This is a genomic window from Paenibacillus sp. J22P90 (genome assembly GCF_059692195.1).
Genome location: NZ_JCAUAY010000004.1, coordinates 563453 through 578418, shown reverse-complemented (window position 1 = coordinate 578418; position 14966 = coordinate 563453). Strand labels below are relative to the sequence as shown.

Below are 14966 nucleotides of genomic sequence, written 5' to 3'. Positions count from 1 at the left end.
GTGATCAAGCGATTAAAAGATGAGCGAGGCGCTGCACTGCTGCTTGTGCTTTTTATCATTATTATATTTACGTTGCTGGGGATGGCGGTCATTAGCGCTAGTATTGGCGGGGCTGTTCGAACGCAAACGAAGCAGAAAGATGTTCAAAGCGTACACTTGGCTGAGAAAGCATTGAATGAGGCAGTTGCGATTATTCAAGGTATGCTGGCGGATCAAAGGTCGATTAATTTGGAGCTCCTGAAGAGTCAATTGGAAGCTGTGATGATTGTGGTGAATAAACCAAACGCCATAAGCACCGATTATGATCAGCAATACGGGGAGGGTCAATCCAACGTCAAGACGGTGGCCAAGCTGGAGGATAAGAAAGATCCACTAACGATCACAGTTAAAGTGACTGCTTCCATTCAAGGTGTAACTCGTACATTAGAGCAGGCTCTAGTTGTAAATGGGTATCCTGATGTGCTGAAATACGCTGCGGGTTCAGAGGATGGTAATTTAATTATTAACGGATCGCCCTATTTTTTTGGAGAAGATAGCAATGGTGGAGGTCTCTACGCAGGTAAACAATTGTTAATTAAAAACGAAGCTGAATATTTTTACGAGAGTGAAACAAAGAAACACGAGCCAACCAAGTTTCCGGATCTTGTAGGTACAGCTTATGTGCAATCGTTATCCGATATTAAATACTGTGATACGCCCAAATGTACAACGTACAAAGCAATTCAAGAGGTCAGCGGAGACAGTGAAGCCAAAAAGGCTGATAACATACTTGGTCAAACCAGTGTGCGACAAATTAAAAGTAATAAAGATTTCATTGGAATTAATATGGATGAATCGTTTATTGATAAGCTGACTGAAGCCATTGGTGGCGGAGGCATCGAATGGACGGAAATGGAATCCAGATACAAACATCAAATGAGTGATGTCATTAATTATTTATTGGGATCACCTGACAAATTTGAAACAATTAGTCCACTGCAACCTGTAACGAATGAGGAAGCTGCGGTATATAATCAAAAATTAGCGGATTATAAAAGATTAATTGAATCAGGCCGTTTAGATGGTTCGGTTCTGCATCGGGGTGATTTTAATTTGAATAATTTGGATTATTCGAAATTATTATATAGTAACGCCGATGATAGTGGGAAAAAGTTAAGAAGGGATACCAATTCAGACGGTTATTTTAAAAGTAATTGGTTTATCATCGATGGTGATTTGAACATTACGAATACATTTACATCACTGGGTTCAGAGATTCCAGTAAGAGCAAACATTCTAGTGACTGGGGATGTTCATATTACGGGCAATGTAAAGATGGATGCTACTATATTTGCGTTGGGTGATACCGTAATTGAGGATGCTTCAATCAAGGGCTTAGACGACCGTGAGCTTGTTTTGATGAGTAAAGGGAGCATATTAATCACGAGAGTAAATACGAACGGGAATACGGACGAGGATTCGAGCGGAGAAGGTATGTTTAAAAATATTGACGATGAGCAATACCAGAAAGCTTTTGCAATAACGCAAGATCATAGTGCTCGTATTCAACGTTTGGATGCTTTCTTTTATACGGATTCTACGGCTGAATTGTACGGTGTAGGATCCATTTTCTGGATTAAGGGCGGTTTTTTCGCCAGACGTGATCTTACGATTAATGCCTTAAGGGGATATGCACAGGTAACAGGCGGAAACATTGAAGGGGAGGCAAATCAAACTTCGATACCTGGCACGCGAGCCAGATTCATTATTTCGTATAACAATGATATATTTGATCATCAAGCTGCTGCGTTGCCGCGTATTAAGACAGTGCAATTGATCAGAGGGAAGAAGAAAATGACTAACCAATAATAATAATGAAAAAGCTGCCGATTTCTCGGCAGCTTTTTTCATTTTAGTATCTGTTTTGGAATTTCTTCCGCTCCTCGACAATAATTTGAACAGAATCGGAGAGAGCTGGATTGTTCTTATCTGTTACGGTAACTGTGGCTGTACCGACACGTTCAGCTTTCACTACGCCATTTTGAAGCGAAATAATGCCTGTGCCGTTGATCTCCCAGTCTAACAGTGATGACGCACGATCTTTGAGTTCGCTCGGGACGACTCTTAAGAGAGTCAAAAGGTCACTCGTATTTTCAGTCGGACTGTCTACGAATAACGTAATTGGGCCTTCTGGAAGGAAAATGCCTGTAAGAACTTGCTTAATCTCAATCGTTTTCGTATCGGATTTACCGCCAACCAGCACCTTAACAATGACTGTGCCTTCCGCTTTTCCGGTTAGTTTTCCTTCACTCGGCGTGTTCGTCGAAGCAGTCCAATCTGCTAAGTTGGATGCGCTAGAATTATCATCCTTCAGTATGAACCATTGGAAGCCGGTATGAACCGCATCCGGGCGCGTAATGATAGCCTTCAAGTTGACGGAATCGCCTACTTTGATCTGAGTAGGCGCACCTGTGATAGCAACACTTTTCACAGGATTCGTAATGTTAATTGTGAAACTTTCCGTATAAGTTGCACGCACATGCGAGACATTGTGTTCGGCTATGAGCGTGACACTACCTGTTACATTCCCGGCTTTAAGTCCTTCGAAATGATGGTGTGAGCTGTCGCTTCCTTGACGATCATCAACTAGATTACTCGGATCATTAACGGTCCAATTGACCGATCCAGAGACGATAGTTTGATTCGTCGATTCAAAGGAGGCGTTCAGCTCCACGGTGTCTCCAACTAAAAGTTCAGTAACTCCATCTACCCCAAGATTGCCATTTCCATTTCCGTTGCCATTGCCACCAGGAATTACAATGTGAATGGCTGGTTGAATAACAGTAATATCACCTGAAGCGGTAATCGATGGGTCGGACTTCGATACAATCGTAATGGTTGCTGTACCTACTTTAAGGGCTTCAATATGCCCGTTTGCATCCACTCTGACAATGCTTGGATCACTTGAAGTCCAAGTGAAGTCAGACTGGATCGTACCTACTGGATTAATAATCGGACTTAGCTGGGCTGATTCACCTAAGTCTATCCTTCTGTCTTCTAAATTCAACGTGAACACTGTTACAGATATGGAGTCACTATACGGATTGTTTTTATTCGTCTTTAGTGAGAGTGAAGCCTGTACCACTCCTGGTGTTATGCCAGTAATGACGCGTTTATAAGGATCTCCAGGAACTGTATTCCTAATAAACCCAGGTACTTCCTTTTGAGGTGAATCCCATTTAATCGTTTCGGGATCTACTTCTTCATTAACGGTAGTTAATTTTCCTGTAAGCACCATCGACGCCCCAACTCGAAGAATGGAAGAGGAGTGCTCAATGGTCAATGCTGGTTGCATGACTTTAATCTCTGCTGTAGCGGATGCGTTGGAACCATCTTTGGCTTTTGCTGTTAGGTTGGCTGTCCCAGCGGCTACACCGCGAATATTTCCGTTCTGATCGACAGTGAAGATTTGTGTGTTCGAAGAAGTCCATTCCAATGATTTATCACTTGCATTATTAGGCAAAATAGTGGGCGACATTTGGAACGTTTCTCCCACACGAATGGTGGTAGTCGTTAACGAAATGGATGTAATAGGAACTGCTTTTACCGTAACTGCAAATGGTGCTGTATACTGACTTCCTTTATTCGTCCTAATTTCAACAGTACCATTGACGGTTCCAGCTTTTTGGCCAGTCAAGATTCGTTTCATATCTCCGTCCGTGGCAAAGCTGACATTAACTCGATTATCAGGGAGCCAAGTGATCGTGGAAATTTCTTCATTCACGGTATTGAATTTGGCTTCTAATGTAATTTTTTCACCAATATTCACCGTATTCGGACCATCGACAGTAAATGTTGGCTGCATGACCGTTACCGTTGCATGACTGCTTTTATTAGAACCATCAGTCGAAGTAACAGTAACTTGTGAGGAACCTACAGCTTTACCAGTTACTCTGCCTGTACCATCGACGGTGACGAAATCCGTCCGATCTGAACTCCAAGCGAAAGTTGGATAATCAGCATTGGCTGGCAAATAATTCGTTGGTAATTGCGCAGTTTCGCTAACACGAATGGTGGTGTTCTCTAGCGTAACCGATGAGACAGGTATGAACACGGTGACGTCATAACCTTTGGTGTAAGTTCTTTTATTCGTCACTACCGTTGCTGTGACTGTTACTGTTCCTTTTTTATGACCTTGCAACGTGCTGGTGAAGGAAGCGCTTGAACCATTAATGAAACTTGCTATGCTTGGATCGGATGAACTCCAGCTTTTCGAAGTCACTTCTTCATTAGCTGTTACAAGAGTTGCTGTAAGGTCAATAGAAGAATTAACCGCTACTTGTGTTGGCCCCGTAATGTTTAGACCAGGTTGAATGACAGACACGACGGAGGTTGCTACGAGTCCACTGCCATCTGTAGCGGTCGCCGTAATGTGTGCTGTTCCTGCATTTAGTCCGTTAATTTCGCCGCTGGCGTTAACCGTAACGATAGATGTATCGTCGGAGACCCAAGTGAAGTGTTCATTCGTTTTGTATGTCGCATTAGCCGGTAATACCTTAGGGATTAACTTCGTTGTATCCCCTTTTGCGATAATGATATTATCCAACGTTAAGCTAGTTAGCTTGATGTAAGATGTAATAACTTTGTTAGTGAAAAGGACGTTTTGATTACTGGAAGCAAAATCGTTATACTTCAGATTTGCATTGGATAGTGAATAATCGCCGCTACTAGTCGGTTTTACAACAATGGTAAAGCTGGAATTGTTTGCGACAAATTGATTGCCTTCCCTGCGATAAGGGATATTGGCGAGATCACCTTCGATTGTATATCCAGAAGCAAGGTTGCCGACTTTCGTAACGTTGGTTAAATTAGCAGGCAATGTGACAATGTCTAAATATGGTGGAAACACTTCTTTGAAATGTAAACCACTAATGGTTAAGTCAGAAATGTTCGTTGCAGCACTATATGTTTTAGCCGTGGGTTTAACAAGATAATTGACGGTAACCGGTAGATTAACTTCAATTTTCTCTGACGAGATCGTTCTCTCAGGAGTTAAGCTAGTTGAGGTAATGACATTAACTATGACCTCTTTCGTTTCAAGTGCACCTGACGCATCTTGCGTAGAAACAGAGATGGTTAGGTAACCGCCGGTTGTTGAGAGTGGATTGGTGAATGTGCGATTGATGGTTTCCCCTTTTTTCGTCTGCAAGCCACTTAGCATACTCTGTGTCCGATTGTTGCCTTGACTGTCTATGTACTTAAAGGTAACGGAAGAAGTGAGATTTTTATCATTGAGATCCAAGTCATCTGGTTTAAAACTAAGTGAAATATCACTATTCGCCGAGATGTAGTTTTTGGAAGTAGAGTTAAAGGCCACAGGTGCTAAAATGTCTAACGTTGGCTTATGATTCGATCCGATAAAAGCGCGATACATCGTATTTACGAACAGTTTTTGTTCCCATTCAGGAAAGGCATTTCCGTTATAAGTGTTGCTGATACTCGTGTTTACGAAATTATGACCCGTACCTGAATAAGTTACATTTCCTTTAGAATAGGTGTAGTAGTGGTTCCAACTATCTTCAATATCCCGAGGACTTCCGTCAATATTGTACCAAGGAATTACCGTGGAATCCTCTAAGTTTAATTTGAAATACTGGTCATGTGTATTTGCGACTTTAGGCGTCAAATCACTAAGGAAAAAAGGGAATTGAGTTAATAGCCCTTCATTCACTTTTACAGTAGTGGTTGACGGATTGGGAGCACTTAACCCCATGTTCGTCATAGATCCGGATTGACCTGTAATTTCTTTGAAATTCGTAATCCAAGTTTGATTTCCCTGATAAACCGTATCATGCGTAAACATGACGCCTTGACCTGTTCCAATGAACGATTTGACTGAAGCAGCAGCCGTGTCAGTAATATTTCCAGTTCCATTATAGGAGTCATTAAAACCAAATATTACCATGTCATATTTACTGTTTAGCGTGCTATATTCCGTGGAATTAAATGTAGTAAAGTCGACGACAGTAAGATTAATGCTGTAATCATCTGTTTGTAAATAACTTTGAGTCATATTGGTTTCTTTGAGTAGACTACTCGTTTTAGCACTGGATTGGGAATTCGGTAATACTTGAAGCACTTTAATAGTTGGAGCCTGGTCCTTGAACCGAAAAACACCTGAAGCGGCGTCTTTCAGCTTTCCAGTACTTGTTTGGTCAACAAGCTCTAAGCGCCAGTAATAGAGACCGGAATAACCTTTTGGCAGGGTAAAACTAATTGTATTATTTGTAAGTGAAGTAACGGTTACAGATTGGACCAATTTCGTCGCGTCGAACGTTAAAACACTATCAATGCCAAGATACAAGTTCGCGACAAGATTGCGACCTGCAATTGAAGTAACATTTTTGACATCAAATGTGTAGGAAAGTGTGCTGCCAGGGGTATACGTTGATGCACGATTGGCAGACAACGTGTAATCCACAGGTTTGCTCGTGACACTTAACCGAGGTCTGTTCGTAGGATTCGAAATAAGCTTGGTTTTGTTAAGAAATGCACTTGATGAATCGATTTGATCATCATTAACGAATATGACACTGCTTTGATTAGACGTAGTATTATAAGGACTAAATAAATTATATAAATTTCCAGTCTTTTGCACCCAGTTATTATTACTATCCAAATATCCTTGATACAGAGCACCTCGTTTTTTTGAGTTGTCACTGTAGACAATAACAGGAAGTCCTTTTGCAATGTACTTATCTTTGATCTCATTCGATTTGAGCAGTGTGATATCATTCTCTTTGTAGCGAGTATTATGATCGTTACCAGCCTCAAGCGTAGGGTTGAATAGGCTCTTACCGAAATAGATGGCATCATATTTACCGTCAAGTTCCTCACGAAGTGCCACAAATTTCTTAATACTCATAGTCTCAATCTTAAATCGAGTATCTGAGCCAAGTATTGATGAAAGATCAGAAGTGACTGCGGACGCATCTCCATTATTCGGCTTCTTTAAATCTTTAATTTCGAGGATTTTTATTGCCTCAGTTTCCCCAGTTGCAGATACTGTTTGAGTTAACGGCCCCCCGAAGAGACCGAACAATGATGTAAGCAAAGTCATTATTAGTAAGATGCTTATTTTTCTCTTTGTGGACAACAACATAAATGCTCCTCCTTATTCATAAAGTCAAGTTTCTGTATGAGACTATTTTACTACTTTTGTGATGAAAAAATATACACTTTGTGCACGTAAAATTGATTTTTTTTATGAGATCCTAGATTTTGTGACCGAAAATACCTATTTACTTATTGATTTCCGGGAAGGAATTTGTGAAAAAAGCGCGAAGATATATACAAGAACGTATCCTAATGTTGTATAATGAATTTTGTTGACAGAAAAATAGGTATATAGTCCTATAAGGAAAAGATTACCTTGATATTCAGGGATGGAGTTGAAGGGTATGGCGCTGGTTAGAAAAAGATTGGGAGACTTATTAGTCGAGAGCGGAATTATTTCGGAGGCTCAACTCCAAGAGGCGCTGCAGGAGCAAAGAAAAACGAAACAAAAGCTTGGTGACCATCTGATCACACAAGGTTATATTACAGAGCAGCAATTGATCGAGGTCCTTGAGTTCCAACTTGGCATCCCACATGTGAGTTTGTTCAAATACCAGATTGATCCTGAGATTACGAAAATTATTCCTGAAAGCATGGCGAAGCGCTTCCAGGCCATCCCTCTTCAAAAAGAGGGCGGCAAGCTCATGGTTGCCATGGCAGATCCGCTTGATTATTTTGCAATCGAAGAAATGCGTATGAGTACGGGTTATCGAATTGAACCGGCGATTTCGAGTAGAGATGAGCTGCAGCGAGCGATAGCACGCCACTACGGTCTTCAGGATTCCATGACTCAAATGATGACCGATATGCCTACATCCGATGATATTAAAGAAACCGAAATCACGGATGAGGATTCGCCCGTTGTGCGACTTGTGAATCAAATGATTCAGCAAGCTGTGCAATTAAAAGTTTCTGATATACATGTAGACCCCGGTGAAGCTAATGTAGTCATTCGCTATCGATTGGATGGTCATCTCCGAAACGAGCGTGTCATTCCGAAACAAATGCAAGGGTTTATCACGGCACGGCTGAAAATTATGGCCAAGCTCAACATTGCTGAACGAAGATTACCTCAAGATGGCCGTATCAAGATGCAAATTGATTTCAAACAAGTCGATATTCGTGTGTCTTCCTTGCCGACGATTCATGGGGAGAAGATGGTACTTCGTATTCTAGACTTGTCGACAGGCGTTAAGCCGATCGATCAGTTGGGCTTTGGAGATCGCAACATGAGTGTGTTTCGTGAAATGATTGAGCAGCCTTACGGCATTTTACTTATAACGGGACCAACCGGAAGTGGAAAGACAACCACACTTTATTCTGCGCTTAGTCATTTGAATCGTGAAAATGCCAACATTATTACGATTGAGGATCCTGTCGAGTACCAATTGCAAGGTATCAATCAAGTGCATGTCAATCCAACCATTGGTCTTAATTTTGCAGCAGGACTCAGGTCCATTTTGCGTCAAGACCCGAATATCGTCATGGTCGGTGAGATTCGTGATTCGGAAACAGCTGAGATTGCGATTCGCGCTTCCTTAACAGGTCATCTCGTCCTATCGACGTTGCATACAAACGACTCGGTTAGTACCATTACACGGTTTAGAGATATGGGTGTTGAACCGTATTTGATTGCTTCTTCATTGATTGGCGTTGTGGCGCAGCGACTTGTTCGAAGAATTTGTTCAGAGTGTAAGACTGCTTACACACCTACCGATCAAGAATTGATTTTTATGAAAAATAAAGGGATTAAAGCTGACAAACTCTACAAAGGCAGTGGTTGCGGCAATTGTAATCGTACGGGGTATCGTGGACGCTTTGCGATTCATGAAATCCTTGTGATGAACGAAGGTTTTCGGCAATTGATCAGTGATAAAGCATCCATTCAGGAGATGCGGGCTTCAGCAGCGAAATTTGGCTTAATTCAGTTGATGGATGACGGAATTGAAAAAGTGAAGCTTGGTATTACAACTATTCAGGAAGTCATTCGTGAAACTGTTGCTTATTAGAGAAGAGGGAGGTAGCCATGATTTCTAATTCGTTAGCGCGTATGTTAAACCTATTGCAGCAAGCGCATGAGTCGAAAGCTTCAGATTTACATCTATCTGTTGGCTCACCACCGGTATTACGTGTCCATGGCGCTTTGCAGCTTGTGGGTCTAGAGCCATTATCGGCTGATGACACGCGAGGAATGGCCGAGGCATTACTGAGTCCTACGCAAATTGAGCGTTTCCAAGCTGCAGGTGAATTGGATTTCTCCTATGAGTTAGAGGGATGTTCAAGATATCGGATCAACGCATATCGACAAAGAGGACGGGTCAGTGTGGCGATACGTACCATTCCCACGACGATTCCATCGTTGGAGCAGCTACAACTTCCGTCGATTATTTCAACTTTAGCATTAAAGCCGCAAGGCTTAGTACTTGTAACGGGTCCAACGGGTAGCGGGAAGTCATCTACGCTTGCAGCCATGATTAATTACATTAATCGCAAAGAGAAGAAGCATATTGTCACACTGGAAGATCCTATCGAGTTCCTACATACGCATGCGTCTTCAATCATTGATCAACGTGAAGTTGGCAGCGATACAAAAACGTTCTCCAATGGGCTACGCGCTGCGTTGCGGCAAGATCCAGATGTCATTTTGGTCGGAGAAATGCGTGATCTCGAAACGATATCCGCAGCGGTGACGGCAGCTGAAACTGGACATTTAGTGTTTGCGACGTTGCATACATCTGACGCTCCTCAGACGATTGACCGTATCATCGATGCGTTCCCTGCTCATCAACAAGGCCAGATTCGGGTGCAGCTTGCTGCTGTTCTCGTGGCTGTCATTTCGCAGCGGTTATTTCCTAAACCAGGTGGTGTTGGCAGAACTTGCGCAACTGAAATTATGATTAATACGCCAGCCGTAGGTAATTTGATACGTACAGAGAAAATTCATCAAATTAAGAGCGTGATGCAGACTGGCCGTAATTTAGGGATGCATACGTTGGATATGTCTATCAAGGAGCAAATGCAACAAGGACTAATTGATCCGATCGCAGCAAGAGCTTATCTTGCTGAGGGTGGTGTCTTGTAATGTCGGAGTATGTGTACGAGGTTAGGGGCAGCGGTGGCAAGCAGTTGAAGGGTAAAATTACTGCTTCAGATAAGCCGGCAGCAGTCGATGAGCTTCGTAAAAAAGGATACATTGTTTTATCCGTTAGGGAAGAACAGTTCAAGGCACTAAAGACGGAGATTTACATTGGTAATCCAGTCAAAACGATTCATTTTATCGTGTTCTGCAGGCAATTTGCGACGTTGGTTCGAGCCGGTGTGAATATCGTAGAGGCGACGACTATTTTAGCGGTCCAAACGGAGAGTAAGCCCTTAAGAAAGGCATTAACTGACGTTGCTTCGAACATTTCCAAAGGGATTCCTTTCTCACAGGCTATTTCCGAACATAAACGGATTTTTCCGCCGATGTTTATTAACATGGTCCGAGCGGGAGAAGAGACCGGGGATTTGGAAGGCACGTTAGACCGTTTAGCTAAGTTTTTTGAGAAAGATCATGTGACGCGCGAGAAGATTAAGTCAGCCATGACCTATCCAGCAACGGTTGGGGGGCTCTCCATCATCGCCGTTATTTATCTTTTGAAATCGGTTGTGCCCCAGTTCGTGAGCACCTTTGAATCCCTTCATGCTGAACTGCCGATGATTACACGCGTTGTACTTGCACTGAGCAATAGTATTCAGAATCAATGGATGACATGGTTGCTCGCGATTGTTGCCGTTATCGTCGTGTACCAAGTTGCGAAACGCAACAACAAAGGCGCCTACGCCATTGATTACATGAAATTGAGAATCCCGATTTTCGGAAAGTTGAAGCAAAAAGGGTCTGTGGCCCTGATGACTAGGACGCTTGCCTCACTCTATTCAAGTGCTGTGCCCGTTCTTCAATCATTAGCTATTGTTGAAGAGGTCGTAGGTAATAAGGTCATCGGTAGTTACATACGGAAATCAGCTGAGTCCTTAAGACAAGGCAATCCGTTGTCGGAACCTTTAAAGAAAGCGTGGGTATTTCCACCACTAGTTACACAAATGATAGCAATTGGCGAAGAGACAGGTTCATTAGATCAGATGCTAGAGAAAATCGCCGATTTCTATGAAATGGATGTCGAGAATACCGTAGATCGTTTGAAATCGTTGTTGGAGCCTTTATTGTTAGTTATTTTGGCGGGATTAGTTGGAGGTATTGTAGCTGCGATTATGCTACCGATGTTTAGTATGTATTCCAATTTGAGCTGATATAAATATGGAGGTAATAACTATGTTAATGAAAATGATGAATCGTTTGAAAAAAGAAGAAAAGGGTTTTACGCTGATTGAGTTATTGGCGGTAATTGTTATTTTGGCGGTTATTGCGGCGATTGCTGTGCCTTATATTCTGGGGGTAATTAACAAATCGAAGAAGGATGCGGATGTTGCAACGGCTCGTCAAATTTATGATGCTGCTAGGTTATATGTCACTTCTGAGCTGAATGGGGATCCGAGTGGAAAGACTATTGCTGTTAAAACTGACACTACTGATACTTCTATGGGGCTAACTAAAAAAGGATACTTGGATGCTGGACTCGTTTTACCAAGCTCTAAAGAACCGATTATTGGTGGAGAAGTGAAGTTTAATGCTACAGGTGTACTGTGGTATGTGTCATTACAAACAACAACTGGAGGTACAAAATATCTAAGTGGTGCTGATGTTATAGCAAGTACTGGAACATTTGCAACGGCAACACCAACTAGTCCATAAAATAAACCATCCAAAGGAATCGGTCCATTCCGATTCCTTTTTTAAAATCAATCGAAAGCGGCATAAACATATGACCATGCTAATCGGCATTTATGTTCTCATCCTTGGACTTGTTCTAGGTTCGTTCTTCAACGTTGTAGCGCTACGCGTGCCAGCGAAGCAGTCGATTGTGAGTCCGCCATCGGCATGTCCTTCTTGCCAGACACAGTTAAAATCACGGGATTTGATCCCAGTGATTAGCTACCTTTTGAGCAGAGGAACGTGTAAATATTGCGGGGCGAAGGTTTCCATTTTATATCCGATAGGGGAATTGGTAACGGGTTTATTATTTCTATGGGTGTATATGCATTACGGAATAACAGGGGAAGCTCTTGTTGGTCTGGTGTTGGTGAGTTTATTAGTAATAATTACAATTTCGGATTTGACAGTTATGAGGATTCCAAATCCAGTTCTGCTGTTTTTCTTTCCAATTTGTGTGATTGTCAGGTTTGTATTTTCCGGTGATCAGGCTTGGTGGAGTTATGTACTTGGCGCTGTCATTGGAAGCGGGATTGTTGTGCTGATTTCAATACTTTCACGCGGTGGTATGGGCATGGGAGATGCCAAGCTCCTGTTGGTCTGCGGTGCGGTCGTAGGCTTAACTCATATTCTTGTGGCTTTCGTTTTAGCGTGTCTGATCGGCAGTCTGGTTGGCGGATTGTTGCTGCTGCTAAACATTATTAAGCGAAAACAACCTATACCATTTGGCCCTTATTTGGCAATGGGTGTTCTTATATCTTATGGATACGGATCGAATCTTATAGAGGCTTACCTCAATTTAATCGGATAGCAGGATGTGATGGGGATGTTCGGACTTGGTAAAAAACAAATCGGTATAACGATTGATCAATCGGGTATCCGATATGCAACGGCGAAGAAAAGAAAAGTTTGGGAAATCAGATCGAGCGGATTTTTGCCCATTCCTCCAGGCATGATCGTGGAAGACCAGATTTTAAACGCAGAGTCATTAAGTCTTCAAGTCAAGCAATGGGTGAAAATGGAGAAATTGCGCGGGGCTACGGCCACGATTGCCATTCCGACTTCGCAAATCATTATACGTAAACTTCGTATTCCAAGCGTCAAGACGCATGAGCTTAGACAGCTTGTGGAGCTAGAGGTTGAGACGGCGCTTCGCTTGCCTTTTGACGATCCCGTTTACGATTTTATAAGTATAGGACAAGATGATGAAAGTACACAAATTCTCGTGTTTGCTGCTTCGAAAAAATTAATTCAAAGCTACGTGCGCATTTTTGAGGATGCGGGAATTCATGTGAAAGCTGCGGAAATTTCCGCGACGTCGCTCACGAGAGCAATTTCTACTCAGCAGGCAGATTTTTTCAAAGAATCGATGCTTATTTCGTTGGATCAGAATTCATTGGAAGTCTATATGCTGCAAAATGGGAATCCGATTTTTATGCGTACGATTACATTAGTAGAACACGATACCACTGAAAATGAGGAACTGACTTCCGATCAATTAGGCGAAATCATCGCTGAAATCTCAAGAATGTTAAGCTTTTATCAATATAGTATTCAAGAGGGCGCAAGCCGAATCTCTCAAATTATTATTACCGGAACAGGAACGAAGCATGCTAGACTTCAGCTGCACAAGGAATTGCAAGCTAATTTAGTAGAGATTCAAGTAGAGACGGTAGATTTTAATGATTTCACCAAAGGTCGTGCTAGAAGCTTTAATGCGAATCCTTTTCGCGTTGTAATCGGTCTCGCGATGTTTACAAAGCGGTTTGCGCAAATTAATTTGCTGCCGCAGCGGAAAACAGAAACGAAGATTAAACTGTTTGTCTTACTAATTTTTTCCATTGCATGGGTGGTTTGTATTGGTTTAAGCGGGATGACGTACCTGGAAAATAGGAAAGAAATCACCTCAAATGAGACGAAGCTTGTACAGTCCAAACAGGAGAAGTCCGTACTTGAAGCCAAATTGATGGTCAAACCGGAATCTTCTTCGGATCCAGCTAATTTCATTGCAATAACGAAAGCTGCGCGTAAAGACGTGGTATCCATTGTGAATGATTTGAAAAAGCCGCTGCCTGTTGATGCGCAAATCAGTACGTTGGCCTATGCGGCGAATGCTCAGATTTCATTAACGGTTCTATTTTCAAGTATGGAAGATTCCGCACGTTATTTATTTGATTTAAGGAAATTGGCTTTTGGTGAAAGTACCGTTCTGCAATCTATCACAGAAACGACAGGTGGAAAAGCGCCTGCTAATGGTGCTACAGACGGGGCGGCAGCGAGTGCAACACCAACTAATTCCAATACAGGGCAAGTGTCATCCAAGCAATATACGGTGAATTATATTATTTCTCTGAAGAAGGATGCAGCGACTTCGACGAAGGTAGAAGCTACAGATGTGAAAGGAGCGGCGACGACCAATGGCGGGCAAAAATAATAAGCAATCAGTACTGTTGATTTGTGCTATGCTAATCTTTTTGTGTCTTTTCGTTTTTTATTATTTCGTGCAGCTTCCTTCCACTTCTAAACTGGAGAAGCAAGCGAGTGAACTGAGTGTACTCCAGAAACAAAATCAGCTCCTCACCCAAAAAGTTAGTGAAAAACAGAAGACATCCGTAGGCCCTTCTATGAAAGAGATTCAGGCGGCCATGCCTGTATGGGATAACACGGAGCAATTAACGCTAGATTTGAACAAAATTAGAATGGATCAGAACGTATCGCTAAGCAACGTTGCCTTCACCGTAAATGATAAAGCTGCTCAGCCTGCGGATGCGGCGAAAAAATCCACCTACCCGAATGTGCGTGAGGTAAAAGGGACAACGACACTAAGCGGTACGTTTAAGGAAGTGACGGCAGCGATTACACAGTTGCAAAATCTTCCGCGGTTGATCACGATAGATGCCGTGAATTATGGCAATCTGCCAAAGGATGAAACGAAGAAAATTACGATTAATCTTACGTTTACCGCTTATTTTGATCCGTCTTATAAATCAAAGGTTGATAAAATCGAGTCGCCGTATTAACGGAGAGATCGGTTAAAAGAAAACAGGACACCACTTGTTGA

The 14966-nt window shown here is 42.3% G+C and carries 9 protein-coding genes; 8 read left to right on the top strand and 1 reads right to left on the bottom strand.

Annotated features, from left to right (window positions below):
- Nucleotides 1-1848: a hypothetical protein gene (locus AC58UX_RS17015; RefSeq protein WP_497254734.1), complete on the top strand. Its 1848-nt coding sequence runs from the start codon at nucleotides 1-3 to the stop codon at nucleotides 1846-1848.
- Between the two features lie 43 nt (nucleotides 1849-1891).
- Here AC58UX_RS17015 and AC58UX_RS17010 read toward each other — a convergent pair whose 3' ends face one another.
- Nucleotides 1892-7141 carry a DUF5057 domain-containing protein gene (locus AC58UX_RS17010; RefSeq protein ID WP_497254732.1) on the bottom strand — a complete coding sequence of 1750 codons (5250 nt, stop codon included), beginning with the start codon at nucleotides 7139-7141 and terminating at the stop codon, nucleotides 1892-1894.
- Between the two features lie 298 nt (nucleotides 7142-7439).
- Here AC58UX_RS17010 and AC58UX_RS17005 point away from each other — a divergent pair, with 298 nt between their 5' ends.
- The 7 genes from AC58UX_RS17005 (at nucleotide 7440) to AC58UX_RS16975 (ending at nucleotide 14925) form a co-directional block, all read left to right on the top strand.
- Nucleotides 7440-9104 (top strand): GspE/PulE family protein, encoded by a 1665-nt coding sequence (locus AC58UX_RS17005; protein ID WP_497254730.1) that lies wholly within the window; start codon nucleotides 7440-7442, stop codon nucleotides 9102-9104.
- A 17-nt stretch (nucleotides 9105-9121) separates the two neighbouring features.
- Nucleotides 9122-10177 carry a type IV pilus twitching motility protein PilT gene (locus AC58UX_RS17000; RefSeq protein ID WP_497254728.1) on the top strand — a complete coding sequence of 352 codons (1056 nt, stop codon included), beginning with the start codon at nucleotides 9122-9124 and terminating at the stop codon, nucleotides 10175-10177.
- Nucleotides 10177-11385, top strand: a complete 1209-nt coding sequence (locus tag AC58UX_RS16995) for a type II secretion system F family protein (RefSeq protein ID WP_497254726.1) — start codon at nucleotides 10177-10179, stop codon at nucleotides 11383-11385. The genes AC58UX_RS17000 and AC58UX_RS16995 overlap by 1 nt, the downstream gene beginning before the upstream one ends.
- 22 nt (nucleotides 11386-11407) lie before the next feature.
- A complete protein-coding gene (locus tag AC58UX_RS16990) occupies nucleotides 11408-11887 on the top strand; it encodes a type II secretion system protein (RefSeq protein ID WP_497254724.1) in 480 nt (159 codons plus the stop codon).
- A gap of 70 nt (nucleotides 11888-11957) precedes the next feature.
- Nucleotides 11958-12716, top strand: coding sequence for a prepilin peptidase (locus tag AC58UX_RS16985; RefSeq protein WP_497254722.1), 759 nt, complete (start codon nucleotides 11958-11960; stop codon nucleotides 12714-12716).
- A gap of 15 nt (nucleotides 12717-12731) precedes the next feature.
- On the top strand, nucleotides 12732-14339 hold the full coding sequence (gene pilM / locus AC58UX_RS16980) for a pilus assembly protein PilM (protein ID WP_497254720.1): 1608 nt from the start codon (nucleotides 12732-12734) through the stop codon (nucleotides 14337-14339).
- Complete coding sequence (locus tag AC58UX_RS16975) at nucleotides 14323-14925, top strand: hypothetical protein (RefSeq protein ID WP_497254718.1); 603 nt, start codon at nucleotides 14323-14325, stop codon at nucleotides 14923-14925. The genes pilM and AC58UX_RS16975 overlap by 17 nt, the downstream gene beginning before the upstream one ends.
- Nucleotides 14926-14966 lie beyond the last annotated feature (41 nt).

What these genes read in the sequence shown, in the direction of transcription:
- AC58UX_RS16990 (WP_497254724.1), top strand. Translation starts at nt 11,408, where the DNA reads ATGTTAATGAAAATGATGAATCGTTTGAAAAAAGAAGAAAAGGGTTTT.
- AC58UX_RS16995 (WP_497254726.1), top strand. Translation starts at nt 10,177, where the DNA reads ATGTCGGAGTATGTGTACGAGGTTAGGGGCAGCGGTGGCAAGCAGTTG.
- pilM (WP_497254720.1), top strand. Translation starts at nt 12,732, where the DNA reads ATGTTCGGACTTGGTAAAAAACAAATCGGTATAACGATTGATCAATCG.
- AC58UX_RS16975 (WP_497254718.1), top strand. Translation starts at nt 14,323, where the DNA reads ATGGCGGGCAAAAATAATAAGCAATCAGTACTGTTGATTTGTGCTATG.
- AC58UX_RS17010 (WP_497254732.1), bottom strand. Translation starts at nt 7,141, where the DNA reads ATGTTGTTGTCCACAAAGAGAAAAATAAGCATCTTACTAATAATGACT.
- AC58UX_RS17005 (WP_497254730.1), top strand. Translation starts at nt 7,440, where the DNA reads ATGGCGCTGGTTAGAAAAAGATTGGGAGACTTATTAGTCGAGAGCGGA.
- AC58UX_RS16985 (WP_497254722.1), top strand. Translation starts at nt 11,958, where the DNA reads ATGACCATGCTAATCGGCATTTATGTTCTCATCCTTGGACTTGTTCTA.
- AC58UX_RS17000 (WP_497254728.1), top strand. Translation starts at nt 9,122, where the DNA reads ATGATTTCTAATTCGTTAGCGCGTATGTTAAACCTATTGCAGCAAGCG.